This is a genomic window from Microcoleus sp. S13_B4 (genome assembly GCF_036700885.1).
Lineage (GTDB): Bacteria > Cyanobacteriota > Cyanobacteriia > Cyanobacteriales > Microcoleaceae > Microcoleus.
The window spans coordinates 63,723-90,265 of the sequence record NZ_JAUBPU010000014.1 but is presented as its reverse complement, the minus strand read 5'-3'; the positions used below and the strand labels follow the sequence as shown (position 1 = coordinate 90,265).

Sequence of the window (26,543 nt, the reverse complement as noted above, 5' to 3'; positions counted from 1 at the left end):
ACAGAACGATCGATCGACTGGCAGCAAAAAAAATATAGAGACGCGATCACCCGCGCCTCTATAATTACTAAAAGTTAAAATTCAACACCAAAGTTTTGTCAAAACTTTGACTACATTCGGAATTGTTCGACTTCTGGGGTGTAGCCGATCGGCAAAACGTAATCCAGATTCTCGTGGGGACGAGCAATTATGTGATACGAGAGCAACTTTCCGCCATCGACCTTTTTAACTGATTCAATTCCAGCAGCAACGGCTGCTTGCACTTCAGAAACATCTCCTCGCACTATAATTGTCCAGTAGGCGCGGGTTATTTTCTCATAGCGAACTAAAGTAACACGGGCTGCTTTCACCATTGAGTCCGCAACTTCTACTGCAGCGGGAAATCCTAAGACTTCAACCATTCCCAGTGCAACACCCATTACAACATTCTCCTAAATTTCACAAGATATCTGACCTTCATTGTATGTGAAATTGTTGACAGAAATTGGTTCCGATGATTTTGGTAAGCTAGAAGTCCGATCGCCCAAAATTTAAAAAGCCCCTAAAAAGCCCCAGAAACTGTTGCGGCATTTAAATCCCACAGCAGGGCGCGCGCAGCAAAGCCCGCCACACAAGACTTTGAATCAAAACACCTGTGCAAATTAGATGCGCCACAGCTTAGTTTCTCACCAGCGGTAAGTCGTATGACAAGCTCGCCGATCGATTTTCGGGACTTTGGGCTCAACTAATCCAGCCGCGGCGCGACACAAAACTTGAAGGAACTCCCCCAGATCCCGGCTGTGGAGTCAATCTAAAAATCTAAAATCTAAAATCTAAAATCGACTGAGTGATTCAAAACTCGTCTAGCAACCACTCCGAGGCTCTTTCACCCAAATCTAGAGGAACGCTGACAGCTTTACCCAAGCGGGGGCGATCGCGAGTAGTCACGATGTATTCTCTCACCTGTTCTGTACTCCCCCAGCCGTTGAGGTAATTGGCCACCGCATCCAAATGCTCGAAATAATCAGCCTCCGTCATCGGAAAAGATGCCTGTTCTAAATATTTCCACATAACTTGCACAAAAATCTTGCCCCGTGTTCGCCGCAATCTGATATCGTAAGACTTTCCCCATTTTTCTAGCAGTAGCTGGTGTAAATCCTTGCCCGTCATGGTTGCTCCTGAGTTAATCCATTAAACAATAAAAGACAAAGTTCAAAAAATGTAATAATACTCTAATAAAGGCTGGAAGGCGCATTCTTAAAAGGAATTTTCGCGGCCTAAAATTTGTGCGAGCAGATTAACGGCAATTATCCCAGTTGTCTGCACGTACAGGTTCGCTAACAGCTAACAAACAAACGTAACTTAAAACCGTAAAGGCAGGTCATGGCTCAATCTTCTGCTGGAAATCCCGATGTTCCCGATATGGGGCGTCGCCAATTTATGAATTTGCTGACGTTCGGTACAGTCACAGGTGTGGCACTGGGCGCACTCTATCCCGTTGTCCAATATTTTGTTCCTCCGGCGAGTGGGGCAGTTGGCGGCGGAGTGACAGCTAAAGATGCTTTGGGTAACGACATCATCGTTAGCGAATATTTGACTTCGCACCCTGCGGGCGATCGCACCTTAGCCCAAGGTCTCAAAGGCGACCCCACCTATGTTGTGGTGAAAGAAGACCAATCTATCGCCGACTACGGCATCAATGCAGTCTGCACTCACTTGGGTTGCGTCGTGCCTTGGAATGTTAGCGAAAACAAGTTTATCTGTCCTTGCCACGGTTCTCAATACAACAATGAGGGCAAAGTGGTGCGCGGCCCCGCGCCTTTGTCTCTGGCCCTGGCCCACGCCACTGTCGCAGATGACAAGATCGCTTTTACAACTTGGAAAGAAACAGATTTCCGCACAGGCGAAGCACCTTGGTGGTCTTAAACTATTTTGGATTTTAGATTTGAGATTTTAGATAGGGGGTGAATGGTGAAAACCACAGATAAGTGCATCCCTAAAGCAGTCTAATAATCCAAAATCCAAAATCCAAAATCCAAAATCCAAAATCCAAAATCCAAAATTGTCTGACCTTTGAGATTGAATACTCTAATGCCACAAACTAATTTATCTGCGATATTTCGCCGCAGTGCCAGGACGATCGCGAAAACAGCCTTAATTGCGATCGTAGCCGCAGGATTTTTTCTCACCAGCGACATCGCACTTCCCCAAGCAGCATTTGCTTACCCTTTCTGGGCTCAGCAAACAGCACCCGCTACTCCCCGCGAAGCAACAGGCCGCATTGTTTGCGCTAACTGTCACCTCGGTGCAAAACCGACTGAAGTTGAAGTACCGCAATCTGTTTTGCCAGATACGGTCTTTGAAGCTATTGTCAAAGTTCCCTACGATACTAGCGTGCAGCAAGTTGTCGGCGATGGTAGCAAAGGTGGCTTGAATATCGGCGCAGTTGTGATGTTGCCCGAAGGTTTCAAGATTGCTCCCGCTGACAGAATTCCTGAAGAAATGAAGGAAAAAGTCGGCGATCTTTACTTCCAACCTTACAGCGAAACCCAAGAAAATGTTGTTTTAGTGGGCCCAGTACCGGGAGAACAATACAAAGAATTGGTATTCCCAGTTTTGTCGCCGAATCCGGAAACTGACAAGTCCGTTCACTACGGCAAATACCAAATTTATGTTGGTGGGAACCGCGGTCGTGGTCAGGTTTATCCTACTGGCGAAAAGAGCAATAATACTGTTTACAATGCTTCGGTAGCTGGCACCATTTCTAAGATTTCTCAACCAGAAGCTGGCGGTTATGAAGTGAAAATTCAACCTGCAGAAGGTGCAGCAGTTGTTGATACGATTCCTGCAGGCCCCGAACTGATTGTTTCCGAAGGACAAACAGTTGTAGCAGGCGAACTTTTGACGAGCAATCCTAATGTGGGCGGCTTCGGTCAAAAAGATGTGGAGATTGTGCTGCAAAGTGCCGATCGAGTTAAAGGATTGATGGCTTTTGTGGCTATAACCATGCTGGCTCAAATCATGCTGGTTCTCAAGAAGAAACAGGTCGAAAAAGTTCAAGCTGCTGAAATGAATTTCTAAACGCGGCTGTAATTAGTTGGGTAAGGTGTTTTATGCACACCCAACTATTAGGTAAGTAGGGCGGGTATTCCCCGCCTTATTCTTTGATAAATAACCAGTAAAATAATGTTAATTGATGAGAAGATAGTTGAAGTAGGCTCGCTGAAATGGTTTTATCGGGAAACAAATCCGGTTAACGAAACTGGTAAACTGCCCGTACTGCTGCTGCACGGTTTGCCGTCCCAGAGTTTTACCTGGACTGTAATGATGCCGGATTTGGCTGCACAGGGATTTAGATCGATCGCCCCAGATTGGGTGGGCTACGGGCGATCGACCAAACCAGACAAACGCGACTTTGCCTACACTCCCGATGCTTTTGTTGACGCCCTCGCTGGCTTTATTCAAGCTATAGAATTAGACCGCTTTTCCCTCGTTGTCCAAGGATTTTTAGCTTCAGCCGGCATTCAATACGCTTTACGCAATCCCGATAAAATTGATCGTCTAGCCATCATAAATACACCAGTTTCACCAGATATCAAATTGCCTTGGAAAATGCAGCAGTTGGGGCTGCCTTTTATTGGCGACATGATGACGCAAGACCCGCTTTTGGTTGACAGGACTCTCGAAGGCGGCAGCCGCCAGACAATATCCGACAAGGATTTAGATGTTTACCGCCGCCCGTTTTTGAAGAGTTCGGATGCGGGTCGATCGCTGATGAATACTGTCCGCAATATTCAATTACCGCAGTCAATGGCAGAAATTGAATCCGGCTTGAAAGGATGGACTCGACCAACTTTATTTGTCTGGGGTTTGACCGATCCTTGGCTGAGTGTTGAACCAGTTCAAAAGCTAGTCGGTTCCCTGCAAAATGCAGAGTTAGTCACACTGGAACAAGCGGGGCATTATCCTCAAGAACATTGGTCCGAAAAAGTTGGCAATGCTGTGATCACTTTTCTGCGCCGCCAGGAGGTAAAATAATATTTTGTACATAACTCTCGGTGCTAGGTCAGTGAACCAGCTCCTCGCCGAGCTGCATTCCCAGCCTCTTCCTGAGAACGAGAAATCTAAAATCTAAAATCTAAAATCGATATGACTCGTCCCCGTTCCATTTTTGCCTTGATGATGGCGTTTTTGATGGCATTTCTGGTTAGTTGCAGCAGTGTCGAAGCAAAAGTTCCAACGACTTACACAGCAGCCCAGACCCAGCAAATTCAGCGCTATGTTCCTACCCTGACAGAGTTCCGATCGCGCATGGACAACCTGGGAACCCTAATTCAAAAACGGAATTGGATTGATACCAGAACTTACATTCACGGGCCTCTAGGCGACTTGCGGAACACCATGAAAACCGTATCTTCGAGTTTGTTGCCTAGTTCTCAACAACAAGCTGTTGATTTAACTAAGAGTTTGTTTACCGAGTTGGTTAACATTGATCTTGCTGCTAAAGAGCTTGACTATGCAAAAGTCACGGCCAGCTATCAAAAAGCTGTCAATGATTTCGAGACCTTCTTGCAGCTAATTCCTAAAGGTTAATAGCTTTACGGCTTGGCATAGGGTACACACGGCTCACCGAGAAGATAATGTGCTCCGTGTGCACCCTACGAAAAACTACCAGAAACTTCTATAAAATCTAAAATCTAAAATCTAAAATCTAAAATCTAAAATCTAAAATCTAAAATCTAAAATTGAATGATTCGCGTTGCAATTATTGGTTGCGGTATTATTGGGGCTTCGATAGCCTTTGAACTAAGTCAATTTCCCGAACTGAAAGTTACTGTGTTCGACAAACAGCCGCCGGGACAAGGTTCTACGGGCGCTGCACTCGGTGTTTTGATGGGAGTGATCAGCCACAAAACTAAGGGTAGAAATTGGCAGTTGAGGGAAACCAGCCTTCAGCGCTACGAAACTTTGATTCCTGAATTGGAAGCAGTTACGGGGCGGAAAATTCCTTTTAACAAACAAGGGATTTTAATGCTTTGTTCGGAGGGAGAGGATTTAACTAAGTGGGAAAAATTGATAGCAACTCGCCGTTCTCAAGGTTGGCAATTGGAACTTTGGGATGTGGAACGAGTGCGCGATCGCTGCCCTCATCTCTCTTTAAATGATAAGATTATTGCTGCGATTTATTCGCCTCAAGACCGGCAAGTCGATCCAACGGCGCTAACTTTGGCTTTGGTTGATGCTGCTGAACGAAATGGGGCGATTTTTGAGTTTGGGGTGCCCGTTGAAGCAGCGGAGATTGCTGCTAGTTTGGAGTTCGATCGACTAATTGTGGCGGCTGGTTTGGGTTCTGCTGCTGTGACTGAATCGTTAAATCAGTTGGTTGACATTCGCCCGGTGTTGGGACAAGCGCTGCATTTGCGATCGGCCAAGCCTTTAGGGAACCCAGATTTTACGCCAGTAATTACTTGCGATGACGTTCACATTGTGCCTTTGGGCGATTCCCTTCGGGATAGCTTCGCTTCACGGGAATTTTGGGTGGGGGCGACAGTGGAGTTTTCCGAAAATGGCGGGGAAATTCAGGCAAATGCTGATATGTTGGGGCAAATGATGGCGAGGGCGATCGCACTTTGTCCGGGCTTAGCAGAAGCTGAAATCATCAGGAAATGGTCAGGATTGCGCCCGCGGCCGGAAGGGCGGCCGGCCCCAATTATCGAGACGCTTTCCGGTAACGATCGCGTTCTCATCGCCAGTGGCCACTATCGCAACGGTGTTCTGCTGGCCCCTGCAACAGCGCGATCGATTCGAGAAATGATTTTGCAATAATTAACAATTGTTAATACAATCAAGAGAGCCATTCATATCTTACATCTAAATATGTCCGACAAACCTTTAGGTAAACCGCGCTCTTTGTGGCGAGTAATTTTGCTGTCTGGAGTCAGCTTGCTGCTATATTACGGATGGTACAAATGGATTATTCAAGAAGAATTGCGTCGCTATAACGGCAGCGGTTGGTCGGGAACTCTTTGCTTGCTTCCCTTTGTTTTAGGAGTAGCCGTCCCCCAAGCTTTGCGGATATTCGATCCAGACGTTCCCGGATGGTTTGGTTGGTTTTCCTTGCTTGGTATTGCTTGGATTTACATCGTGCAGTTCAAACTTTACAACACAGTTAATGAATTGTACCGCCAAGAAGGAATCAAAGAACCGCTAACAGTTTGGTGGATTTTTGTACCAGGTTTAAATTTAGTTGTCGGCTTGCGACAAATTCACTTTTTGAGCCAGTTTTGGGCGAGAAAACAGGGAATAGAAATTAAGGATAACTTAGCCGAAAGCATTCCTTTTCTGTCAGCTAATGCTTAAAGAAATTAAGCTCCAATCGCTTGGCGCTGCGAGTAAATTTCTTCTATAAGCAGGTCACGCAGTTCATCCGCTATGTCGGTGGGAGGGTTGCCTGCGAGGGCGCGTCCAATCAGGCGTTCTGCTTCCCGGAGTTGGGCACACTCAATGGCAAGTACGGCGGCGCTCCGATGCAGTATAGAACGAGTAGGCTCAAAATCCCATTCGTTTGCTACTAAATCCGCTGCCGCCCGTTCTTTCGCAAAGGCGGCTCTGGTGAGTGCAGTCACTTGGTCGATATCACCGCACTGACGGGCGAAAACTGCTCGATCGACCAGTTCCATTGCTTCGTGGTGAAGGGCTTCTACGGTCTGCATTTTTTGACGATCCGTGCTTTGGGAGTACCGAACTCAATTACAAATACATAGCCAGGAGCTACGTCATCTGAAGGGCGGATTTGTTCTAATTTTATGTTAACTCTGGCTTGAATAATCCTGTCAGAACCTTTACGAATCCCGGAGACTTCTAAGCGGGCTTTACGCTGAAATAGCGTGCCTGGATCTTCGAGCGAACCAAGCCAAAAGTCAAAACCTAACCCTTTACCTTTGACAGAGCGTTCGATGATGGTGAGTCCAGTGAGGTGAGGCACGATAAACGCCGCGATACCGTAGGCTCCATATTCAGTGGCAACTTCCCGATCGGCATTGAACCGACGGATATTATCATCGATCGCATCCCATTGAATTTGGATTTCACAGGGTTGAATCCCCTCGATTATCAGCTTCACAGGGATAGAGTCTCCTCCATCGTCGAGGCAAACGGCGGCGGCATCTGCACAGATGGCTCCGAAGGTGAGTGACCAGCCTGGACGTTCGGGCTTGTTGTCGCGCAGGTCATTGAGGGAGAGAATTTTAATTGGGTTAAGGTGGGTCATCAGAGGAGATGGCTCCGGGCGATCGCATCTCCAGAATCTTACAGCATATAGTCTTCAGTCATTTTGTTCTTTTAGCGGGTTCACCCGAATTTATGAAGTATTGATAAACCCGCCCTTACCGAACGACTCTTCACCAGAACCGATTCGGCAAATCCGCCAAAATAAGTTTGAGTTCCGGTTCATTAACCCGCTTAATTGCTTTAGGAATACTTACCCACTGCCGCTTTCTCTTGCCAGCTTCCGGCCAAATTTCTAGAACTGCTTGCACTTGCATTAAAAATACTCCTACCAGCCAAGTACAGCCGGACTTTTGATACTCGTAAGTTCCTAGCAAATCCGGGAACACTTTACCCAACAAACCTGCTTCTTCCCAAGCTTCCTTGGCGGCGGAATCTTGGGGAGTCATGTCAGGTTCAATTAATCCTTTGGGAATCACCCAGCGCTTGCTAGCCGAAGAAGTAATCAGCATTACTTCAATTTGTCCGTCTTGAATGCGATAGGGAATTACCCCCGATTGCTCAATCAGTAAAGCGGTTTTTATACTCATGATTTATGCAATATGTCTGGGTGCAAAAGCTGCTGCAACCTCCTGAACTGTTTACCACTAAAAAATAAACCTTGCATCCTGATGCTAGATGAGTCCCGATTTGAGACCAGAACAAAATGGGGAATAGAGATATTTGGCTTTTAGACTTTGTGGAAAGTAGCAAATTTAAATGCACTCCCGCTGAACAATAATATTATTATAATAACCGCGCGCAATCCTCTACCGACAAGCAGATAAAAGCCGATCGCCAATATCTGCCTTTATCTGCGTCGGTATGATTTTACACCTAATCTTTCTTCGCCTTAGCCTCCAAATTTTCCATCCGACTCCTCAAATCTTGATTCTCCTTTTTCACCTGGTCTAATTCCTCCCGCAACTGCTTTACCGCTGCATCAGAACCAGCATTTTTCTGCACTCTTTGCACAGCTTCATCCGCCATGCGGCGAACGCGGCCATCGGGAGTTTGGTCAGCTAAAGAACGCAAAATGCGAATGGCTTTGCGAGTTTGCATTTGTCCTAATCCCACTACTACAGAGACTTGAGTCAAGAAAAATGTCTCTTTAGATAATTCTGCCAATCGCTGCAAAATCCGTTCTAAATTGACCTTCGTTTGACCAGTCGAAATTGTGCCCAAAGATCGAATTGCAGCCAAGCGCAAAGCTTGCGGAGTACCGACGGCTGTGTATTTCAAAATTAGATTCAGCGCATCTTCAGAAGTTTTCATTTGCGCCAAACCTGCGATCGCACCCGATCGCACTACCTCATTCCAGCCCTGACGCTCTTTCAGCACCAATTTTAACTCTTTCAGTACCTGTTCGTCGGTCGGTTTTTCGTCGGGGTTAGCCGCGGCAATTCCGCCAATAGCAGTCGCTGCTGCTGCTTCTACATAATAGCTGTCGTCGCCTTTTTCGACGATAGATCTCAGGGCTTTATAAGTTTCGTGAGTTTGGATTTTACCCAGCGCATTCACCACAGCACGGCGAACACGAGCATCTTTATCTTTTAAACCAGTTACTAAACCTTCAAAAACTTGGTCAAGTTTAATTTCAACTAACTGACCCGCGACTTCGGCGCGCACAGCCCAGAAAGGCTCTTTCTTGAGCACTTCTGACAGCGTTTTCACAGCTTCCAGTCCTCCTTTTTTCGCTAAAGCTTGAGCAGCGTAAATTCGGGAAACGGGGTCTGGATCGAATTGCAACTGAGCTTTTAGTTCCGCAACTCCATACTCTAACACAACAGTTTTTAAGTATTTATTGCCGATATCAAAACTGATAAATGCAGGCTTCTCTTCGAGAGGAAAATAGAAGCTTTGCTCGCGTTCGTAGACTCGCACTGTGAAAGTTTTTAGGTTCTGGGTTGAACGTGCAGAACTTTCATCGTCTGCATCTTTTTCCGGCTTGTAACCGAAGCCGATTGGAATTTTCAGATCGAATACATCTTTGCTGTTGCCGTTGTCATTTTTGCTGTCTTTTACCTGAGTTTGTGTTACAGTAACTTTTGCTAATTTGTTATCTCCGTCCCAAGAATAAGCAACTTTATAATCTGGATGACCGCCACGATAAACGTACTGGTCAAACAAAAACATGAGATTGCGACCGGTAGCCTTTTCGATCGCCCTGAGCAAATCGATAGTTTCTACAGTTTTGTGAGCGTTATCCCGCACAAAGGTGTGAATTGCTTTGTAAAATAATTCGTCGCCCAACTCGGCGCGAATCATGTGATAAACGCAAGCGCCTTTTTCGTACAAATGGCGATCGTACAATTCAATGGCTTCGCGGTAAACGTGAGTGACAATGGGGCGACGGTAGCGAGAACTGTCTTCTGCTAAATAATTGCGGGCTTCATTTAACATATAGTAAGCCGCGTCTTCTTTGCCATATTCTTTGTCAGTCCACAGCACCTCGGAATAAGAAGCCATGCCTTCTTTTAGCCAAGCATGAGACCAATGTTTAATTACTACTAAATCCCCGAACCACTGGTGAGCTAATTCGTGGGCAACTAAGCTTTCAGTACCTCGATTATCTAGGGTGGCACGTTCATCTAACAAGCACCTATCTGTTAGCAAAGTTGTCGAAGTATTTTCCATACCGCCGAAGATGAAATCATCGACGCAGACTTGAGCGTATTTGGGAAAAGGGTAAGGATAGCCAAATGCTTTAGAAAAGAATTCAATCATTTGAGGCGTTTTGCCCATGCTACGCTTAGCGTCTGCTTCGCGGCTTCTTTCCACGTAATAATTAACTGGTTTCCCGTTCCATTCGTCTTTAATTTCGGCAAAATCTCCGACTGCTAAGGTCATTAAGTACGTCGGGTGTACCTGGGTTTGCGACCAGTGATAAATCTTATCGTCGCCTTCGTTTTTTGTACTAATTAATTCGCCGTTGGAAATAGCCAATAATTGTCTGGGAACTTGCACTCTAATTTCGGAAGTTGCCAACTGTCCGGGATAGTCGAAACAGGGAAACCAGAAGCGGGAATCTTCGTCTTCGCCTTGAGTCCAAACTTGAGTGGGTTTGTCTGGATAGTGTTTGTCCGGGCCGACGAAATAAAGGCCACGTTGGGGTTTTTCGACCGAGTAGTCGATCGCAATTGTAATTGGTTGGTAAGCTTCTGTTGGTTCGTGCAGTTGAATTTGTAGCACTTCGCCGTCGCTGTCGAAATTTTGCTCGGTTTCGCCAATTTTTACCGATTTAATATTGAGGTTTACCGCATCTAAGGTTAATTTGTCAATGCCGCTGCGAACTGGATTGATGCGGATGCTGCAAGTGCCACGAAAGCTTTGTTTGGGAATATCCAGCACTAAGTCGAGGAAAATGTGCTCTACTTGACCAGGGCGATCGGGGTTGTAGTGGGGCCTGGCACCGGGCATCTCGAAGGATTTGTTACCGTTTTCAGAATCAAAGTAAGTGTGTGACATTGTGATGGCAAAGTTGTGAGTCGATCAGCGATCGCTGGCAGCGCAGATCCGCCTGAAGTGCCAGCTTATTATAGAGTAGCGCGTCCTAGCTGCTGTTGTCGCTAACTTGTTAAAAACTGGGTCGATCGTTGAGTGAAGGGAAAATATGATTTTTTCGCTACAATATCAGCAAGGCTAATGTCTGGAATCATCAGTCTGCAATTGAAATTGAGAGGGAAATCTGTATGACAGCTACACTATCAGTTCCCAGTGCGATCGAATCTTGGCTTGGCGACGAAGCCGAAGACTTGCTTACCCATCAAGCGAAAGTTTCTAAAGATTTGTTGCACCTGCCGGGCCCCGATTGGGTCGATCGCATTTTTGCTCAAACCGATCGATCTTCTCAAGTTTTGCGATCGCTTCAGCAACTCTATTCTAGCGGACGCTTGGCCAATACCGGCTATTTATCCATCCTGCCCGTAGACCAAGGAATCGAACACTCAGCGGCCGCTTCTTTTGCACCAAATCCCATTTATTTTGATAGCGAAAACATCATCAAACTAGCAATCTCTGCTGGCTGCAATGCTGTCGCGACAACGCTGGGAGTTTTGGGAAGCGTATCTCGCAAGTACGCGCACAAAATCCCTTTTATTGTCAAGCTCAATCACAACGAATTGCTGACTTATCCCAATCAATACGACCAAATAATGTTTGCTTCTGTAGAACAAGCTTGGAATTTGGGAGCAGTTGCAGTGGGAGCCACAATTTATTTTGGTTCGCCGGAATCGACACGACAAATCCAAGAAGTCAGTCAAGCTTTTGCTCACGCTCACGAATACGGCATGGCAACAATTCTCTGGTGCTATCTCCGCAACGATATCTTTAAACAAGACAAAGATTATCACGTTGCAGCCGATTTAACCGGGCAAGCAAATCACTTGGGAGTGACAATTCAAGCTGACATTATCAAGCAGAAATTGCCAGAGTGCAATAACGGTTACGAAGCTGTGGCTAAAGCTAGCGGCCACAGTTACGGCAAAACAGACAAGCGCGTTTATTCGGATTTGACAACGGATCACCCGATCGATCTAACTCGCTATCAAGTGCTCAACTGTTATGCGGGAAGGATGGGTTTAATTAACTCCGGCGGTGCTTCCGGGAAAAGCGATTTTGCAGAAGCAATTCGCACAGCGGTAATCAACAAGCGCGCTGGCGGGTGCGGCTTAATTTCCGGCCGCAAAACTTTTCAACGTCCCTTTGAAGAAGGTGTAAAATTGTTCCACGCCATCCAAGACGTTTATTTGTCGCCAGAAATCTCGATCGCCTAAAAAATTACCACACAGAGATTGACCTCAATATTACAGCCTAAACGTAGGTGTATACGACCCACAAATCGTCGTAAACGTAGGGTGCACACTGTGCACCTTACCTGATTAAAATTCCTTAATCTAAGTTGCAACTTAGCTGTAGTATTAATACTAGCTGAACATATATGAACAGACACAGTATATAAATTTAAAAATGCCCCACAGCCTTGTTTTAAACCTGGTGCCAGTTGCACCAATTCCATCCCAGTTTTTAACGGGACGGCATCTCCACGCCTTATTTTTGAACCTTGTGAGTGCTGTAGACAGCGATTTGAGCGCCTACTTGCACGACCAATCTCATGAAAAAGCTTTCACTTTAAGCCCTTTTCAAGTAAGCAGAAAAGAGATTTACAAAAGCAGCACGCCCCAGCCAGAAAAGAGAGTTTTGCCTCCGGCTTCCCGCACAATTTCGCAGGCTGTACAGTGGGAACACAAACAAGCAATTCAGGAAAATACGCCGATTTGGTGGCGAATTTCTCTGCTGGATGAGGGTTTGTTCGATCGCCTAACTCAACTTTGGCAGCAACTCAATTTCGAGAGCCCTTGGCATCTCGGCCCGACAAATATATACATTACTAATATTTTGAGCGAACCGCAATCAAACCAGCCTTGGGTAAACTTTTGTACTTACGCCGAATTGTTCGATAGAGCTTCGGAAACTGAGCGCCAAATTGCTTTTACTTTTTGCACTCCTACTAATTTTAGGCAAGGTGTATACGATAGTGCTATGCCGACTAGAGAAAGTATTTTCGGCAGTTTAGCGAATCGCTGGAACAAGTACAGCCGGATTGCGATCGAACCTACTTTCACAGAAGCTATTTTCCCCAGTTTCTTCGATATCCGAACCGAAGTTAGTACGGATTCTCGCAGTAAATTTATTGGCTGCGTCGGCGATATTAGTTACCGAATTATGGGAGATATAGCTCCTGCTACTATCAAGCAAATTAACACTTTAGCAGATTTTGCGCTTTACAGCGGAGTCGGGCGAAAGACGCCGATGGGTATGGGAATGACTCGCCGATTGCAGGATTTTTAATCATTCACTTTTGGGCTGAATTTCACTGACGATTTCATAAACATCAGTGTCGGGAAGTTTCGCAAACAAAGGCGTCATCTGCTTTAATATTTCCTGATAAGCTTCGCTTTGATTGGCGGCCATCTCTTCTACGCTTTCCCAAAAAATGATGGCAATACCTTTGTCTGTATTGGGCAATTGCAGCAGGTATGCTCCCTTAAAACCTGTAGCATACGTTGCAACGGCTTTTTCAAAAAGTTCTTCTGCTTCTTTAAATTTTCCCGGTTTAAATTCGCCAATGGCAACGTAGGCAAACTGATGTCTGAGAAAGTCTAGAAATTCTGACATATCTTTTTCCTCACTCAATAGCGATACACCAAGTTATATTTTACCCGATCGCCCGAAATTTGTGAACTTCACAGGTTGGAGTTTTCCCCTTAGCTAATCGGCAGATTTATTAATTACACGTAACTGCGATCGCCACTCAAATAGAAACTTTTGGAGTCTGGCGGCTGGAATCTTTATTAAATATACTATTGAATCGCTGATTTTATACGTTTACAATCCTAGGTACGCTGGAGCGACTTCTACCGCTAGTACACAAGGTAAAGCTGCTGATAACTCAAGTCTTGTGTGTAACTGCGAGCGTACACAAAGCCGTAACAAGTGGCTAGTCAAGAGCGGTTTTTTGCAATAACCCTATTGAATTCTTTAAAACTCACCTGTAACAATTATAACAAAGCCAGACAAACAAAGTAAAGAGCCAGCTCAAACCAATGAAAAAAATATTAGTAATTGAAGATAATGATTTAATCCGAGAAACGGTATTAGAACTTCTGGAATCGCACGGTTTTGAAGCTGTGGGTGCTGAAAACGGAAAAGTCGGTATCCAGTTAGCAGCCGAAATTCCCGATTTAATTTTGTCTGATGTCATGATGCCGGAAGCAGACGGTTTTGAAGTATTCGCAGCCGTGCGATCGCACCCTGCAACCGCCAGCATTCCGTTTATTTTTATGACGGGTTCCGAGATGGAAAAAGCCCTGGAACTCAAAGCAGACGGCTATCTCAACAAACCTTGCAGCGCCGCAAAAATGCTTGAGGCGATCGCCACTCAACTAGAAAAACCGACAGTTACCAACGCACAACATCAAAAAGTACAGGACAATTCTGCGCCATCGAATCTCTCTTTTCGCGCCAGGAATCAAAAATTTAGGTGTGAGATTGCGTCGGTTTGCTGGCAATGACACGCACAGTAACGTTATTGATACATAAGTTGAGGGAATTTCAAATTGCTTCCAGCCAGAGGTGGCTTAGACTGGGTATGTTGAATTTGGTTAAAAAATTATGAACGCACAACCCAAAGGCCGCCTAGTTTGGAATCACTCTACCCACCTTCCCGGTTTGATACCAATTTTAGAGCGCCTCACCCTAAAAATGGGCATTCAAACCGTTACTCCAGGCGTCATCAACAAAGTTAAAGGACACATCCCCCGCATGACATTAAGAGTGTCAGTACCCATCCGCGGGGGATTTAAAATCATCGCCAGACAAGGCAAAACCGTACAAGAAGTCTTTATATTAACCACTCTCAGTCAAGGGGACTTGGAAGAGACGATCGCCCTAACCCTAGCCAAGTGACAATCTTTGTTTGGCAAGCAAAGCCCGGGCTCTAACTGAAGCAGTTTCGTCGCGATCAATAATTTCGTCAAACCTGGCAGAAACGTCCGCTAACCAATCCGGTTTAACAGCCACACCACCCGCCAAAGCTTGCAAACCCCCCGCTGCTGCGTAGCGAACCACCCATTCCGGGTCTCGGGACGCTTGCAGCAGCGTTTTAACCGCGCTAATTTGAGCCTCTACAACTTGTTCTGCTGGCATAAGTTCCCAGCAAATCGTCCCCAAACCCCTAGCCGCCGCCCGCCGGACACTCAAAGCAAAGTCATTCGCCGCCGCATCGAGCAAAATCTCCAAACCCCTCGGATCGCCAATTGCGGCCAAAGCCCGAACAGCCCAAGCTCTCGCCCCGTAATTGTAGCCGTCAAGCTGTTCTAGAAGCGGTAGCACCGCAGGTTCTCCGAGTTGAATCAGCCCATCAACTGCGGCAACAGCAGCGCCTGGGTTGTTGTAGCCGAGCACTGTAATTAAGGTAGGAATTGCTTGTGTTGAGGAAGCTGCGGCCAGTGCTTTGACTGCGTTTAACAAGCCCTCGGAAGAATCTGCTTGTTCGACAGCCTGAATTAGTTCTAATGCCATTTATTTGTAAGCTTTACCGTGAGTATTGTAATTGTAAGTTGGGTCGATCGCGCGATCGAACTTTTTGCACACTCACCCACCCACATTCTTATCAAAATAGGTAGGGAAACAGCACGGCTGTGTCCTGAAATGTGCTGTTTCCTGAATGTACGGCAGACAATTGAGAACCGCTAGAGCAATCCTATTTTAGTTGTCAACTAATTTTTTAAAGTAAACTATCCATTAAATCCATAACGCGGATAGCTTCATCTGACAAAGATAGTGATTCTTGTTGATTGAGGTGATGCTCCAAAACTCCTTTGAGCGCTATCAATTTCAGGCTATTTTCTGCTAAAGTTTCAGAAATAGCTTGCGCTCCGGGCAAATAGCCGATCGCCCCCAAGTCCATCAAAGCCGATCGTCTCAACTGCAAATTATCCCCATTCAAAGCAGTTACCAAGCGCTCTCCGTAAACCCGCTCACCAGTTAACTGATACATCGCCCGCGCCGCAGCGTACTGCACCCGCTCCACAGAATGTTCTAAAAAAGGTGAAATTAGCGCTATTGCTTCTGTCGCTTCCAGCGTTCCCAAAGCTTCAATTACCGAGTCGTAAGGCTGCACTAGATGTGCTTTTCCAGGCACTCGCACGGCTGCGGAAATTCCCCCATCTAAGAGTTCCATTAACGGTGGAATAGAATCGCGATCTCCCAGCATTTCGAGAGCTTGAGCCGCTGCTTCCCGCACGTAATAATCTCCGCATTTCAAACAGCCAATCAGCGCCGGCAAGGCTTGTTTATCTCCCAATTTTCCCAGAGCTCGCGCCGCATTTCGCAGTAGGGAATAATCGCCAATTTTTGTTTGTTCTGATTCTTCTTGCAAAGCATCAATAAGAGCTGCAATAACTGCCGGTTCCTTGACTCTAAACCTGCCAACCCACCAAGCCGCGTAATAGCGAAGACTGTAATCTTGGGAGTGGAGATTTGCGATCGCCTGTTCAACAGTTAAAGACTCGCCCTCAGCTACACCCGCCGGCGGTGAGTCGGATTCGTAATAATTCATAGTCATTAGTTATTAGTTATTAATTATTAGTTATTAGGCGATTGAAATCGCTGCTACACAGAAAAAACCTGCAAGGGTTAGGGAAACTCGGCGATTAAAATCGCTACTAAACAGACAAAACCCGCCTGGGCGGGTTGCATTAACTCTTAGTCCGCTTGGATTGGACGAAAGTTTGTCTAGCAGCGATTTCAATCGCCCGTTCTAGCTTATCTAGGAACGATTTTCATCGCCCCTTCTAGCTTGTGTCGGAGCGATTTTCATCGCTCCTCCCAGCAAACTATTGGTGCTCACCCGATGATTCATGGGATGACTCATGGGATGACTCATGGGATGATTCTGCACCCGCGCTTAAAGGATGAATGCTGACAATTTTCCCGCCCATGCGAGTAATCCGCTGCATTTCTTGATTCATCCGATTGTAAGGCACGTTGATAAATGTACTCGCGCTCGATCGAATCGAATAATCCACATTATTTGTTTCATCGCTTTGGCGCAAGCCCACAACTTCATACCGAAAGCAGCGACCAGCCGAAGCTGTATTGCCACTTTTTCCACCTACAATTTGACCCAACATAAGCTTCTTGGTAATTGGTAATTCTGACGGTTGACGGTTGACTGTTGACTGTTGACGGTTGACTGTTGACTAAAAGCTACTAACTGCCAACTGCCAACTGCCAACTGCCAACTGACTAAATTGCAGTAATGCTGGCGATTTTCCCGCCCATGCGTTGAAATTTCTGCATTTGCGAGGACAAATCCTCAACAGGTACGATGAAAGCCTTGCTGCTGCGGCGCACGCTGGGATAGCCGCCTGTGCGAATGCCCGAAACTTCCACGCGCAACAGTCGCCCTTCTTTGCCGTAAGCTGCCGCGCCGCCGAAAGTGCTTGCGGGAGTTACGTTTCTGGCAGAAGGCCGATATGCCCAACCTTCGTTACCGCCGGAGGGACCGACTACAGGCGTAGCGGTGTTAGTGCCGAGTTCGACAGCTAAGCGAGAGTTATTGCCTTCTAGTTGAGATGTATCGCTGTTTGCATAGCCGCGATACAACCGGAACATCCGGGTAAAACCAACGGTTTTTTGACCACGCTGGGTGTTAAAGCCGCGGTAGTAAGGCACGATACTTTCGCCAAAGTTTTCTTGATACTCTACTGAATCGATGTAAGAATCAATATCAGCGTCGTAGCCTTGTGTTTGGTACAAATCTAAGTGCTCAACTACTTCAGATTCGTCGTAGGGAGCGCGACCGAGCAAGTGTTTGTAGTTTAGTTCGATCGTCCGAGTTTGGAAGCTGTTGTAGAAAAACTTGGTTTTGTACAGTTCTGACTTAGCTACAGCCCGTACAAATTCTCGTACAGTCAAGCTGCCATCTCGCAGCAAAGACTCGGAACTTGTAAGTCGCTCGGATTTCATTAAATAGTCGTTGCCCAGCACCTGACGGTAAACCGCACGAATCACAGTTTCAACGTCGTCTTTGGTGTAGTTTGGGCGCAGTTCTACCTTCGGCGCATCGCTCAAGGCGGATGTTCCTAGTCTGGACGCTGCTGTTGTAATCGCCACCAGATTTTCTCCTAAATTATTAATGACAAAAGTTTAATGCTTGGGTGCACTTGAAATTTTTAGGACTAAGGATAATATGCCTCAAAGTAGGGTGTACACTGCACACCTTACATATACACATAAAATTGAAGAATTTTTTAGCCTTAGTCCTAATTTGCTAAAGACGTTTTTTTGAAACGTCTTTACAAACTTTAAGCTGTGGTAATACTTACCACTTTGCCGCCACATTTGTTGATTTGCTGCAAGCGGCTCGAAAGTTGCTCGTAAGGCACGAGATATTCCGTCGTAGTCCGCCGCACTTGAGGCGAAAACTTAGCCGAACCTTGCATTGCGGTGACTCGGTAGAGTTGGCCGCGAGAACCGCCGGAAGTCCCGCCCAGGGCTTTTCCGGTGGAGGCTGTGTGTATCGGCGAAGCCATATTTCTCGCTACTTCCCAAGTCAGCCGGGCTTGAGTTTGGTTTTGCGATCGATCGCTAGAAGCAAAACCCCGGTACAGTTGAAACATCCGGTTAAAACCGACAGTTTTTTGACCTTTTTGGGTCGCGAAACCGCGATAGTAAGGCACTATACTTTCGCCAAAATTTTCTTCATACTCAACTGAGTCAATGTAAGAATTGATTTCAGCTTCGTAGCCTTCTGCATTGTACAAATCAACGTGGAAAGCAATTTCCGACTCGTCGTAAGGAGCGCGGCCTAACAAATGCTTGTAATTAAGCTCAATTAACCGCGTTTGCGAGTTCGGATAAAAAAACTTTTTCCGATAAGTTTCGGAATGTGCAATTGACCGCACAAAATCTTTCACTGAAATCTGCCCTTGCATCAGCAGAGATTCTGCACTGGTAAGTCGTTCGCTCGACATTAAATACTCGTTGCCGAAAACTTGGCTGTAAGCGGCGCGAATTACTGCTTTCGCATCGTCTTGCGTCCAGTGGGGACGCAGTTCAACCCGTCCCGCTTCTTCAAATGCTTTTATTCCCAACCGTTCTGCTGCACCTAATCCCGCCATCTTCGCTTCTCCCTTTTTTGCTTTAAAAACTGAAAAATGCTTAAAAAAAGTATTTGCAAAACTAGGCTTCGATCGCAGATGCCCGGAATTCTAAACAACCGCTAACACTTAAGCTAACAGCAGCTTACAATTCCGGGCATCACGCAAATCTAGCTCAGGGCATTGATTGCGTAGTCGATGTAGGAAGTCGCTTCAGTTGCAGCGTCGCCACTCAGACCGTGGTTGGCTTTGATGTACTTGAGAGCTTCAACGTACCAGCTAGGAGACAATTCAAATGTCCGGTTGATTTCGTCAACACCTGCAATCAGGTACTCATCCATCGGACCGGTGCCGCCTGCAACTAAGCAGTAGGTCACCATGCGGAGGTAGTAGCCGATGTCGCGAGCGCACTTAGCTTTACCGGTTGGGGTAGAAGCGTAGTTCGGGCCTTGCATTTGTTGGGTGTACGGGAATTTGTTGTACACAGCTTGAGCTGCACCGTCGATCAAGCGCTGAGAGTTGGCGGTCAACGCTTTGGCTGCTTCCAAACCTGCTGCTGCTTGGCGGAAACGTCCGAAGGCGACTTGTAGTTCAGTGCTGCTCAGGAAACGGCCTTGAGAATCGGCTGCTGTTACTGCTTCAGTCAAAGGGGTTTTCATTGTTCTGGTTTCTCCCTAATGTTGTGTTGTTTTTGTACAAAAATGATTGTTTGCAAAAATGCGATCGCTCGCTTCTTTACAAGAAAGGTTCGCTTGGCTATTTTTAGCCGACTGCATTGGCAGCGCGGTCGAAGTAGCTGCCGATTTCAGACATCAGCGAGCTGCAATCACCACGGGTAACGCCGTTGGGGTCGTTAGCGATCGCGATTGCTGCTTCCTTCATTTTTTGCACGCCGGCTGCAACTGAACCACCGGGAACTCCCAGAGCTTGGTATGTTTCACGCAGACCGTTCAAGCAGCGGTCGTCCAAAACGCTGGCGTCGCCTGCAAATGTTGCATAGGTGACGTAGCGCAAGATGATTTCCATATCGCGCAAGCAAGCTGCCATGCGGCGGTTGGTGTAAGCATTGCCACCAGGAGCGATCAGTTGTGGCTGTTCGGCAAACAGGGTGCGAGCTGCATTGGCTACGATGCTGGATGCGTTGCCGGTGATGCGGTTTACTGCGTCAATCCGCTTGTTAGCGTCGGAAACCATGCTGCTGAGAGCATCAAGTTGACCCTGAGCTAGAAATTCGCCCCGAGCGTCAGATTGGGAAACCACTTTTGTAAATGCGTCAAACATGAAAGAACTCTCCTATTTGAGTTAATTGAGTTTGGTTGCGGTATAAAACCGTTAAGTTAAATTTGTTCAGGCTACGAGTGCCTGCAAGGGTTGAAATTTGATGCCAGCTAATCTGCTGGTCCCATCGATCTCTCCCTTTCCGCTACCTGCACTATTGTTACATTGCAACGGAGGTTTAAGAAACCTTAGAAAATTTTACACCTTTTATGAGATGCGACAAACCTTGTCAATCAGTGTTTTTGTTAACTTTGGCCTGTCGTTTCAACCCTCTGATAACTTTATACAATGCTCGCCCGCGTTTGTTTATTACAAATTATTACAGGAACTTATCTCTCTTAGAAGGTAAATTCTGGTTCGGCGAGGGCTGGCAAATGTCCTCCCTGCGGTAGATGCGTCGGTGCAGCGGGAAACCCCGAGTTTGGTTCTTTGACCCATGCTGTGGGGGTAGGCTCGCCCCGTTGGTGTCAACTTAAGCCGGAAACCCCTGATAAATGTCGCTTTTAGGCAAAGTCTAGAGCCCCCTAAATCCCCCTTAAGAAGGGGGACTTTGAGAAGACTCCTGTCCCCTCCTTATTAAGGGGGCTAGGGGGCTCTGGTCTTAATAGTCAAACATCTGTCTCTAACTGGGTTTGACGTTAAGTTGACACGAATGAACCTGCCCCAAACCCTCGCCTCAGCCGATCGCCTCTGTTGGCTTTCCTACGGAAAACCGAATGGTTAAGAAGAGTTAAGCAAATTAACGTTTGGCTAAAACAAGGCACGGCAATAGGGAAAAAACCAAAAATTCTGCCCCAGCCAGGATGCAGGCAGAATTCGGTAGGTAAAATCGAATCTTATTGTGACCCCGATCGCCACAGCCACAACTTTTGCCCGAAATATCACCATTTAAAGACTAAACTCAGCCGTTGGGCCGTGGGTAAAAGCCGAAGAAATTGCTAATTTTTAGTTAAGGTGGATAAGTGCTATGAGCGATAGGTCTAGAAACGGCGCGATAGATCCGCCAGACGCAGTGAAGTTGAAAGCTTCCTGCCTTCCCGGCCTCGAACCGCCACATACGAGTCCCAAGTTAAACAGTTTTTTATGCAAAACTAAAAACTAAAAACTCTCTCAGTGCCATCAGCGACATCTATCGGCTGTATCTGTCCGGCCGCAGTCCCCTAATTGCCCCATGCTCGATCGTAATTTATGTCTTCAACTTCTCCCTCTTCTTGGCACACCGTAGCAATTGACCAAACTCTCAAGCAGCTAAGCAGCAACAAAGACGCTGGCTTGAGCAGCCAACAGGTGTCAGAACGCTTGCAGCAATACGGCCCCAACGAACTAGAAGAAACAGGAGGCCGCAGTCCGTGGTCGATTTTTGTCGATCAGTTCACCAACATCATGTTGTTGATGCTGATAGGTGTGGCAGTGATTTCGGCTTTCTTGGACATCAAAAAAAATACTTTTCCCAAAGATGCGATCGCCATTTTTTTGATCGTCATACTCAACGGCATTCTCGGCTTTTTCCAAGAGCAAAGTGCTGAAAAAGCCCTCGCAGCCCTCAAAAACCTCGCTTCCCCCCTAGTCAGAGTCCTGCGGGGCGGCAAAACTTCGGAAATAGCCGCCAAGGAACTTGTACCCGGAGACGTGATGCTGTTGGAGGCTGGGGTAAAAATAGCAGCAGACGCACGCTTGATCGAAACATCAAATCTGCAAGTCAGAGAATCTGCTTTGACAGGGGAAGCTCTAGCAGTAACCAAGCAAGCCGATCTAGAACTTCCAGAAGATTCTTCGTTGGGCGATCGACTCAACCTAATTTTTCAAGGCACAGAAGTTGTTCAGGGACGAGCAAAGGCGATCGTCACCAACACCGGAATGGAAACTGAACTGGGCAAAATTGCCGCCATGCTTCAGTCAGTAGAAAACGAACCGACTCCCCTGCAACAGCGGATGAGCCAGTTGGGAAATGTTCTAGTCTCCGGTGCCCTAGCCTTAGTCGCAATTGTCGTCATCGGCGGCATGATTACCTTCCAAAACGGCGGCATCGGTTTCGATACCAGCAGGTTTGAAGAGTTGTTAGAAGTTTCTCTCAGCATGGCTGTGGCTGTGGTTCCCGAAGGACTCGCAGCAGTCGTGACAGTTACTCTAGCACTCGGAACTAGACGGATGGTGAAGCGAAACGCCCTGATTCGCAAACTACCTGCGGTAGAAACTTTGGGTTCAGTAACAACCATTTGTTCCGACAAAACAGGTACTCTGACTCAAAATAAAATGGTAGTTCAGCTAGTCTCTACGGGCGACTGCACAGTCGCCGTCGCAGGCGACGGCTATGCCCCGATCGGAGATTTTACCGATCGCCATACATCGACCCAAATTAATAATTTAGAAGAATATCCAGAACTCGAATCTTTATTAATTGCCTGTGCAGTGTGCAACGACGCAGTATTGCAGCAAGAACAGCAAGAATGGAAGATTTTGGGCGACCCCACGGAGGGAGCTCTGCTGTGTGTAGCAGGAAAAGCAGGCATATATAAGGAAAAACAGTCTCAATTGCTGCCGCGGACGGCGGAATTTCCTTTTTCTTCCGAACGCAAGCGAATGAGCGTGATTTGCGAAGTGCCCGGCCGATCGGGAAATTCGGGATTTCCAGCAGTTGAAGGACAGCAGCCGAATTATTTGATGCTGACCAAAGGTTCTCCAGAGTTGACTTTGGAGCGCTGCAAAGGCATTATAGTCTGCGATCGAGTACAACCTTTAACTCAGGAAATGCGCGATCGCATCCTCGCCGAAAACAACAACATGGCAGGCGCAGGTTTGCGAGTCCTCGGGTTTGCGTACAAACTCTGGGAAAACGTGCCACCCGAAGGTTCTGAGGAAACCAGCGAACAAGACATGATTTGGCTGGGACTCGTCAGTATGCTGGACGCCCCACGCCCGGAAGTGCGAGAAGCAGTGGTGAAGTGCCGCGATGCAGGCATTCGGGTGGTGATGATTACAGGAGACCACCAGTTGACTGCAAAAGCGATCGCCTACGATTTAGGTATTGCTAGAGAGGGCGATCGAGTTCTCACCGGTCAAGAATTAGAAAAGCTCAGCCAAGAAGAACTCAAACAGCAAGTCGAACAGGTTAGCGTTTACGCCCGCGTCTCCCCAGAACACAAATTGCGAATAGTCCAAGCTTTGCAAAGTTGGGGCAAATTTGTGGCAATGACCGGCGACGGCGTTAACGACGCCCCCGCCTTGAAACAAGCCGATATCGGCATCGCCATGGGGATTACCGGCACCGATGTCAGCAAAGAAGCTAGCGATATGGTGCTCCTCGATGACAACTTCGCAACTATTGTCGCCGCCGCTGAAGAAGGGCGAGTGGTTTATAGCAATATTCGCCGCTTTATTAAGTACATTTTGGGCAGCAACATCGGCGAAGTTTTGACAATTGCGGCCGCACCTTTAATCGGTTTGGGAGGAGTGCCGCTGACGCCGCTGCAAATTTTGTGGATGAACTTAGTAACAGACGGCGTTCCCGCTTTGGCCTTGGCCGTGGAACCGGCGGAACCGAACGTGATGAAAAAGCCTCCTTTCAGTCCGCGAGAAAGTATTTTTGCGCGGGGTTTGGGTTCTTACATGATTCGGATCGGGATTATTTTTGCAATTTTGACGATCGCGATGATGTCCTGGGCTTACGGATATACCACCAACCCCAATCATGTCGGAGATCCAGATGCTTGGAAAACAATGGTGTTTACAACTCTTTGTTTGGCACAAATGGGTCACGCGATCGCAATTCGGTCTAACACTCAGCTAACTATCGAGTTAAATCCCTTGACTAACGTTTTTGTTTGGGGAGCTGTGATTGTTACTACTGCTTTGCAATTGATGCTGATTTACGTTCCGCCACTGAGAGCTTTTTTCGGTACTCACTATTTGTCGCCTTTTGAATTGATGGTTTGCTTCGGTTTCAGCGCCCTGATGTTTGTGTGGATTGAAATGGAAAAACTGTTTGTGCGCTTTTACAAATCTAGAAAATAGTGTTAACGGCTGACGGAGAAGGAGCGATGTTCCATTATTCGTTATACAGACCGCATGGGGCGCTATTCTAAATAACATCCGCCAGGGATTTTGACCCCTGGCTCACAGCGAAAGTCATCGCTCTAAAGACGAAATAGCTCGTGAGACGGAATTAAACATTTATTACTTCGCTATAATGTCATTGCAGGTGCAACGCAGTGAAGCGAGCCACTCCGAAAGAAATCGCAGATGTATTACTAATTATCAATTACCTATTACGAATTGCCGCTCACCGATTACTAATATTATGTATTTGAAAACGCTGCACTTACGGCAGTTTCGGAACTACTTCGATCAAAAGGTAGCGTTTGACGCTCCCAAAACCATTTTAGTAGGAAATAACGCTCAAGGAAAATCTAACTTGTTAGAAGCGGTAGAGTTGCTTTCCACATTAAAAAGCCACAGAGTATCGCGCGATCGCGATTTAATACTCGACTCAAAGCCGATCGGGCAAATTGATGCTACACTCGAACGTCAAACCGGAGCGATCGACTTAGCTTTAACTCTTCGCTCTGGGGCGCGTCGGACACTGAAGCTCAACGGTGAACCGCTGCGTCGCCATTTAGACTTTTTGAGTGTCTTAAATGTAGTGCAATTTTCTTGTTTGGATTTGGACTTAGTGCGCGGCGGGCCCGAAGGAAGGCGCAATTGGATCGATCGCTTAGTCATCCAGTTAGAACCGATTTACGCTCACATTTTGCAGCAGTACAACCAAATTTTGCGCCAGCGAAACGCTCTGTTGAAACGTTCTAAAGAAATCCGGAAAGCGGAATTTTCCGACAGTTTTGACAAAATGCGATTTATTGCACCCGAAAGTCCCGAACCGGAAAATACAAAAGACTTACCCATCCCCAATTCCCAATCCCCAATTCCCAGTTCAGAATTAGCTTTGTGGGACGCGCAGTTGGCGACAGCGGGCGCTCGCGTGATCCGCAGGCGCGATCGAATTTTGGAGCGATTGATGCCTTTAGCTCGAAATTGGCACCGTTCCATTAGTGGTTCTGCAGAAGTTTTAGATGTAAAATACGATGCTAATATTGAAGTAAGTTCGGAATTAATCGCTAAAGACAATCTCGAAGGAGTGCGACAAGCATTTTTAGAGAAAATTCAAAAAAGGGCGATCGCCGAACAGTTTCAAGGAACCACTTTAGTCGGCCCCCACCGCGACGACATTACATTTACAATTAACAATACCCCAGCTCGTCAATACGCATCCCAAGGTCAGCAGCGAACTCTGGTATTAGCATTAAAATTAGCCGAATTGCAGCTTATTGAAGAAGTCGTCGGCGAAGCGCCTTTACTGTTGCTCGACGACGTACTTGCAGAACTCGATCTGAGCCGCCAAAATCAACTTTTAGAAACAATTCAAGAACGATTTCAAACTCTGATTACTACAACTCACCTAGGCGCTTTTGATGCTCAGTGGCTGCGACAAACCCAAATTCTCTCCGTCGTTGCTGGACAAATCAATCGATTTTAGATTTTAGATTTTAGATTTTAGATTGACAAATTATCTTTTTCATGGTATTGGCACAAAAAAAACTCGAAAGTGGCATTATTAGCTCAATTCGAGATAGGATAAAGGTTAATTTTGATTGCCGCTTTCGCTTCCATTTTTCTAAACCTTATGAAGCATTACATTTCCCGTCTGTTAGCCCTGGTATTAGTTGTTGTCATCGGCGTAGCGGGCTGTACGAATGTTCCCGCCACTCTGAGTGGAGATTATGGCCAAGACACATTAGCATTAGTGAAGAGCTTGAGAACAGCGCTCACTTTGCCCGAGGGCGCGCCCGAAAAAGCCGCCGCTCAAGCCGCTGCTCGCACCAGCATCAACGATTTTTTTGCTGCATATCGCCGCGATCCCGCTCTTACCAAGCTGGCCTCTTTCACGACAATGCGGACGGCATTAAACTCTTTGGCAGGACATTACAGTTCCTATCCCAACCGTCCCGTTCCTGAAAAATTGAAAAAGCGTCTTGAGTCAGAATTTCAGCAGATTGAAGCTGCTCTTAACAGAGGAGCTTAATCTCAAAATTTAGGATCAAGGATAAATTTTAACAATTCATCTTTCATCCTTGATATTTGAGTGTGAACAATTTTTAGTAGAAATATCAACTGCTTTTAGCGCCCACTGTATCCAGGCGCTTTTTTATGCAGCATTTAGTGAAAAAATACTAAAAAATCGAACTGGGTATGAGATCAAATCCGGGCTTTTTACCCCCTTTATTTTTGAGTCCGCGAAGGCGGGTGCCTGCGCGCCAACACTTAGGCAGAGGAAATTTTGTATAACCTAGCAGCGGTTTA

Annotated in this window: 28 protein-coding genes; 14 read left to right on the top strand and 14 right to left on the bottom strand. The window is 46.6% G+C overall.

Annotation, left to right across the window (positions count from 1 at the left end; all coding sequences use genetic code 11):
* Positions 1-110: 110 nt before the first annotated feature.
* Together QT994_RS11220 and QT994_RS11215 are read right to left on the bottom strand one after the other, a co-directional pair.
* Entirely contained in the window at positions 111-419 is a 309-nt protein-coding gene (locus QT994_RS11220; protein WP_006631236.1) for a carbon dioxide-concentrating mechanism protein CcmK, read from the bottom strand.
* A 412-nt stretch (positions 420-831) separates the two neighbouring features.
* A complete protein-coding gene (locus tag QT994_RS11215) occupies positions 832-1,149 on the bottom strand; it encodes a DUF3067 family protein (RefSeq protein ID WP_190661639.1) in 318 nt (105 codons plus the stop codon).
* A 213-nt stretch (positions 1,150-1,362) separates the two neighbouring features.
* On the opposite strand from QT994_RS11215, the gene petC reads away from it, so the two are divergent.
* The 6 genes from petC to QT994_RS11185 all read left to right on the top strand — a co-directional run bounded on the left by petC (position 1,363) and on the right by QT994_RS11185 (position 6,339).
* Positions 1,363-1,905, top strand: coding sequence for a cytochrome b6-f complex iron-sulfur subunit (gene petC / locus QT994_RS11210; protein ID WP_333174447.1), 543 nt, complete (start codon positions 1,363-1,365; stop codon positions 1,903-1,905).
* A 165-nt stretch (positions 1,906-2,070) separates the two neighbouring features.
* Complete coding sequence (gene petA / locus QT994_RS11205) at positions 2,071-3,060, top strand: cytochrome f (protein ID WP_333174445.1); 990 nt, start codon at positions 2,071-2,073, stop codon at positions 3,058-3,060.
* 105 nt (positions 3,061-3,165) lie between these two features.
* Entirely contained in the window at positions 3,166-4,017 is an 852-nt protein-coding gene (locus QT994_RS11200) for an alpha/beta fold hydrolase (RefSeq protein ID WP_333174442.1), read from the top strand.
* Between the two features lie 111 nt (positions 4,018-4,128).
* Positions 4,129-4,572, top strand: a complete 444-nt coding sequence (gene psbQ / locus QT994_RS11195) for a photosystem II protein PsbQ (protein WP_333044065.1) — start codon at positions 4,129-4,131, stop codon at positions 4,570-4,572.
* 156 nt (positions 4,573-4,728) lie between these two features.
* Positions 4,729-5,805, top strand: coding sequence for an FAD-dependent oxidoreductase (locus tag QT994_RS11190; RefSeq protein WP_333174440.1), 1,077 nt, complete (start codon positions 4,729-4,731; stop codon positions 5,803-5,805).
* Between the two features lie 51 nt (positions 5,806-5,856).
* On the top strand, positions 5,857-6,339 hold the full coding sequence (locus QT994_RS11185; RefSeq protein ID WP_333174438.1) for a hypothetical protein: 483 nt from the start codon (positions 5,857-5,859) through the stop codon (positions 6,337-6,339).
* 5 nt (positions 6,340-6,344) lie between these two features.
* Here the strand turns inward: QT994_RS11185 and QT994_RS11180 are convergent, their stop codons facing one another.
* From QT994_RS11180 to QT994_RS11165, 4 genes are all read right to left on the bottom strand, one after another.
* Positions 6,345-6,692, bottom strand: coding sequence for a hypothetical protein (locus QT994_RS11180; RefSeq protein ID WP_333174436.1), 348 nt, complete (start codon positions 6,690-6,692; stop codon positions 6,345-6,347).
* Positions 6,680-7,249 carry a hypothetical protein gene (locus tag QT994_RS11175; protein ID WP_333174433.1) on the bottom strand — a complete coding sequence of 190 codons (570 nt, stop codon included), beginning with the start codon at positions 7,247-7,249 and terminating at the stop codon, positions 6,680-6,682. Before QT994_RS11175 ends, QT994_RS11180 begins: the two co-directional genes overlap by 13 nt.
* A 130-nt stretch (positions 7,250-7,379) precedes the next feature.
* Complete coding sequence (locus QT994_RS11170) at positions 7,380-7,796, bottom strand: NUDIX hydrolase (protein ID WP_333044062.1); 417 nt, start codon at positions 7,794-7,796, stop codon at positions 7,380-7,382.
* A 286-nt stretch (positions 7,797-8,082) separates the two neighbouring features.
* Positions 8,083-10,713, bottom strand: a complete 2,631-nt coding sequence (locus QT994_RS11165) for a M1 family metallopeptidase (RefSeq protein ID WP_333174429.1) — start codon at positions 10,711-10,713, stop codon at positions 8,083-8,085.
* Positions 10,714-10,937: 224 nt separating this feature from the next.
* Here QT994_RS11165 and QT994_RS11160 point away from each other — a divergent pair, with 224 nt between their 5' ends.
* Both QT994_RS11160 and cas6 read left to right on the top strand, forming a co-directional pair.
* Positions 10,938-12,020 carry a class I fructose-bisphosphate aldolase gene (locus QT994_RS11160; RefSeq protein ID WP_333174426.1) on the top strand — a complete coding sequence of 361 codons (1,083 nt, stop codon included), beginning with the start codon at positions 10,938-10,940 and terminating at the stop codon, positions 12,018-12,020.
* A gap of 193 nt (positions 12,021-12,213) precedes the next feature.
* Complete coding sequence (gene cas6 / locus QT994_RS11155) at positions 12,214-13,095, top strand: CRISPR-associated endoribonuclease Cas6 (RefSeq protein ID WP_333174424.1); 882 nt, start codon at positions 12,214-12,216, stop codon at positions 13,093-13,095.
* Here cas6 and QT994_RS11150 read toward each other — a convergent pair whose 3' ends face one another.
* Positions 13,096-13,422, bottom strand: coding sequence for an antibiotic biosynthesis monooxygenase (locus QT994_RS11150; RefSeq protein ID WP_190661662.1), 327 nt, complete (start codon positions 13,420-13,422; stop codon positions 13,096-13,098).
* A 428-nt stretch (positions 13,423-13,850) separates the two neighbouring features.
* Between QT994_RS11150 and QT994_RS11145 the strand changes: the two genes are divergently transcribed.
* Both QT994_RS11145 and QT994_RS11140 read left to right on the top strand, forming a co-directional pair.
* On the top strand, positions 13,851-14,318 hold the full coding sequence (locus tag QT994_RS11145) for a response regulator (protein ID WP_333044058.1): 468 nt from the start codon (positions 13,851-13,853) through the stop codon (positions 14,316-14,318).
* A gap of 100 nt (positions 14,319-14,418) precedes the next feature.
* On the top strand, positions 14,419-14,712 hold the full coding sequence (locus QT994_RS11140; RefSeq protein ID WP_333044057.1) for a DUF2103 domain-containing protein: 294 nt from the start codon (positions 14,419-14,421) through the stop codon (positions 14,710-14,712).
* Here the strand turns inward: QT994_RS11140 and QT994_RS11135 are convergent.
* Positions 14,701-15,327 (bottom strand): HEAT repeat domain-containing protein, encoded by a 627-nt coding sequence (locus tag QT994_RS11135; RefSeq protein WP_333174416.1) that lies wholly within the window; start codon positions 15,325-15,327, stop codon positions 14,701-14,703. The genes QT994_RS11140 and QT994_RS11135 overlap by 12 nt on opposite strands.
* A gap of 18 nt (positions 15,328-15,345) precedes the next feature.
* Between QT994_RS11135 and QT994_RS11130 the strand changes: the two genes are divergently transcribed.
* Positions 15,346-15,501, top strand: coding sequence for a hypothetical protein (locus QT994_RS11130; protein WP_333174414.1), 156 nt, complete (start codon positions 15,346-15,348; stop codon positions 15,499-15,501).
* 31 nt (positions 15,502-15,532) lie between these two features.
* Here the strand turns inward: QT994_RS11130 and QT994_RS11125 are convergent, their stop codons facing one another.
* The 6 genes from QT994_RS11125 to QT994_RS11100 form a co-directional block, all read right to left on the bottom strand.
* Positions 15,533-16,372, bottom strand: a complete 840-nt coding sequence (locus QT994_RS11125) for a HEAT repeat domain-containing protein (RefSeq protein ID WP_333174413.1) — start codon at positions 16,370-16,372, stop codon at positions 15,533-15,535.
* Between the two features lie 271 nt (positions 16,373-16,643).
* On the bottom strand, positions 16,644-16,940 hold the full coding sequence (locus tag QT994_RS11120) for a phycobilisome linker polypeptide (protein WP_333044054.1): 297 nt from the start codon (positions 16,938-16,940) through the stop codon (positions 16,644-16,646).
* Positions 16,941-17,055: 115 nt separating this feature from the next.
* The gene (locus QT994_RS11115) at positions 17,056-17,925 is read right to left on the bottom strand and encodes a phycobilisome linker polypeptide (RefSeq protein WP_333174410.1); all 870 of its coding nucleotides are present in this window, start codon (positions 17,923-17,925) and stop codon (positions 17,056-17,058) included.
* A 191-nt stretch (positions 17,926-18,116) separates the two neighbouring features.
* Positions 18,117-18,932 (bottom strand): phycobilisome linker polypeptide, encoded by an 816-nt coding sequence (locus tag QT994_RS11110; protein ID WP_333044052.1) that lies wholly within the window; start codon positions 18,930-18,932, stop codon positions 18,117-18,119.
* Positions 18,933-19,081: 149 nt separating this feature from the next.
* Positions 19,082-19,570 (bottom strand): phycocyanin subunit alpha, encoded by a 489-nt coding sequence (cpcA, locus tag QT994_RS11105; protein ID WP_172185445.1) that lies wholly within the window; start codon positions 19,568-19,570, stop codon positions 19,082-19,084.
* A gap of 103 nt (positions 19,571-19,673) precedes the next feature.
* A complete protein-coding gene (locus QT994_RS11100; protein WP_333037001.1) occupies positions 19,674-20,192 on the bottom strand; it encodes a phycocyanin subunit beta in 519 nt (172 codons plus the stop codon).
* Between the two features lie 1,185 nt (positions 20,193-21,377).
* Here QT994_RS11100 and QT994_RS11095 point away from each other — a divergent pair.
* The 3 genes from QT994_RS11095 (at position 21,378) to psb27 (ending at position 26,265) form a co-directional block, all read left to right on the top strand.
* Positions 21,378-24,200 (top strand): cation-transporting P-type ATPase, encoded by a 2,823-nt coding sequence (locus QT994_RS11095; protein ID WP_333174408.1) that lies wholly within the window; start codon positions 21,378-21,380, stop codon positions 24,198-24,200.
* Positions 24,201-24,486: 286 nt separating this feature from the next.
* Positions 24,487-25,719: an AAA family ATPase gene (locus QT994_RS11090; RefSeq protein WP_333174406.1), complete on the top strand. Its 1,233-nt coding sequence runs from the start codon at positions 24,487-24,489 to the stop codon at positions 25,717-25,719.
* Between the two features lie 147 nt (positions 25,720-25,866).
* Positions 25,867-26,265 (top strand): photosystem II protein Psb27, encoded by a 399-nt coding sequence (psb27, locus tag QT994_RS11085; RefSeq protein ID WP_006631261.1) that lies wholly within the window; start codon positions 25,867-25,869, stop codon positions 26,263-26,265.
* Positions 26,266-26,543 lie beyond the last annotated feature (278 nt).

What these genes read in the sequence shown, in the direction of transcription:
- psb27 (WP_006631261.1), top strand. Translation starts at nt 25,867, where the DNA reads ATGAAGCATTACATTTCCCGTCTGTTAGCCCTGGTATTAGTTGTTGTC.
- QT994_RS11160 (WP_333174426.1), top strand. Translation starts at nt 10,938, where the DNA reads ATGACAGCTACACTATCAGTTCCCAGTGCGATCGAATCTTGGCTTGGC.
- QT994_RS11090 (WP_333174406.1), top strand. Translation starts at nt 24,487, where the DNA reads ATGTATTTGAAAACGCTGCACTTACGGCAGTTTCGGAACTACTTCGAT.
- QT994_RS11165 (WP_333174429.1), bottom strand. Translation starts at nt 10,713, where the DNA reads ATGTCACACACTTACTTTGATTCTGAAAACGGTAACAAATCCTTCGAG.
- QT994_RS11110 (WP_333044052.1), bottom strand. Translation starts at nt 18,932, where the DNA reads ATGGCGGGATTAGGTGCAGCAGAACGGTTGGGAATAAAAGCATTTGAA.
- QT994_RS11145 (WP_333044058.1), top strand. Translation starts at nt 13,851, where the DNA reads ATGAAAAAAATATTAGTAATTGAAGATAATGATTTAATCCGAGAAACG.
- petC (WP_333174447.1), top strand. Translation starts at nt 1,363, where the DNA reads ATGGCTCAATCTTCTGCTGGAAATCCCGATGTTCCCGATATGGGGCGT.
- QT994_RS11170 (WP_333044062.1), bottom strand. Translation starts at nt 7,796, where the DNA reads ATGAGTATAAAAACCGCTTTACTGATTGAGCAATCGGGGGTAATTCCC.
- cpcA (WP_172185445.1), bottom strand. Translation starts at nt 19,570, where the DNA reads ATGAAAACCCCTTTGACTGAAGCAGTAACAGCAGCCGATTCTCAAGGC.
- QT994_RS11215 (WP_190661639.1), bottom strand. Translation starts at nt 1,149, where the DNA reads ATGACGGGCAAGGATTTACACCAGCTACTGCTAGAAAAATGGGGAAAG.
- psbQ (WP_333044065.1), top strand. Translation starts at nt 4,129, where the DNA reads ATGACTCGTCCCCGTTCCATTTTTGCCTTGATGATGGCGTTTTTGATG.
- QT994_RS11200 (WP_333174442.1), top strand. Translation starts at nt 3,166, where the DNA reads ATGTTAATTGATGAGAAGATAGTTGAAGTAGGCTCGCTGAAATGGTTT.
- petA (WP_333174445.1), top strand. Translation starts at nt 2,071, where the DNA reads ATGCCACAAACTAATTTATCTGCGATATTTCGCCGCAGTGCCAGGACG.
- QT994_RS11175 (WP_333174433.1), bottom strand. Translation starts at nt 7,249, where the DNA reads ATGACCCACCTTAACCCAATTAAAATTCTCTCCCTCAATGACCTGCGC.
- QT994_RS11185 (WP_333174438.1), top strand. Translation starts at nt 5,857, where the DNA reads ATGTCCGACAAACCTTTAGGTAAACCGCGCTCTTTGTGGCGAGTAATT.
- QT994_RS11095 (WP_333174408.1), top strand. Translation starts at nt 21,378, where the DNA reads ATGTCTTCAACTTCTCCCTCTTCTTGGCACACCGTAGCAATTGACCAA.
- cas6 (WP_333174424.1), top strand. Translation starts at nt 12,214, where the DNA reads ATGCCCCACAGCCTTGTTTTAAACCTGGTGCCAGTTGCACCAATTCCA.
- QT994_RS11120 (WP_333044054.1), bottom strand. Translation starts at nt 16,940, where the DNA reads ATGTTGGGTCAAATTGTAGGTGGAAAAAGTGGCAATACAGCTTCGGCT.
- QT994_RS11140 (WP_333044057.1), top strand. Translation starts at nt 14,419, where the DNA reads ATGAACGCACAACCCAAAGGCCGCCTAGTTTGGAATCACTCTACCCAC.
- QT994_RS11190 (WP_333174440.1), top strand. Translation starts at nt 4,729, where the DNA reads ATGATTCGCGTTGCAATTATTGGTTGCGGTATTATTGGGGCTTCGATA.
- QT994_RS11180 (WP_333174436.1), bottom strand. Translation starts at nt 6,692, where the DNA reads ATGCAGACCGTAGAAGCCCTTCACCACGAAGCAATGGAACTGGTCGAT.
- QT994_RS11100 (WP_333037001.1), bottom strand. Translation starts at nt 20,192, where the DNA reads ATGTTTGACGCATTTACAAAAGTGGTTTCCCAATCTGACGCTCGGGGC.
- QT994_RS11135 (WP_333174416.1), bottom strand. Translation starts at nt 15,327, where the DNA reads ATGGCATTAGAACTAATTCAGGCTGTCGAACAAGCAGATTCTTCCGAG.
- QT994_RS11220 (WP_006631236.1), bottom strand. Translation starts at nt 419, where the DNA reads ATGGGTGTTGCACTGGGAATGGTTGAAGTCTTAGGATTTCCCGCTGCA.
- QT994_RS11125 (WP_333174413.1), bottom strand. Translation starts at nt 16,372, where the DNA reads ATGACTATGAATTATTACGAATCCGACTCACCGCCGGCGGGTGTAGCT.
- QT994_RS11150 (WP_190661662.1), bottom strand. Translation starts at nt 13,422, where the DNA reads ATGTCAGAATTTCTAGACTTTCTCAGACATCAGTTTGCCTACGTTGCC.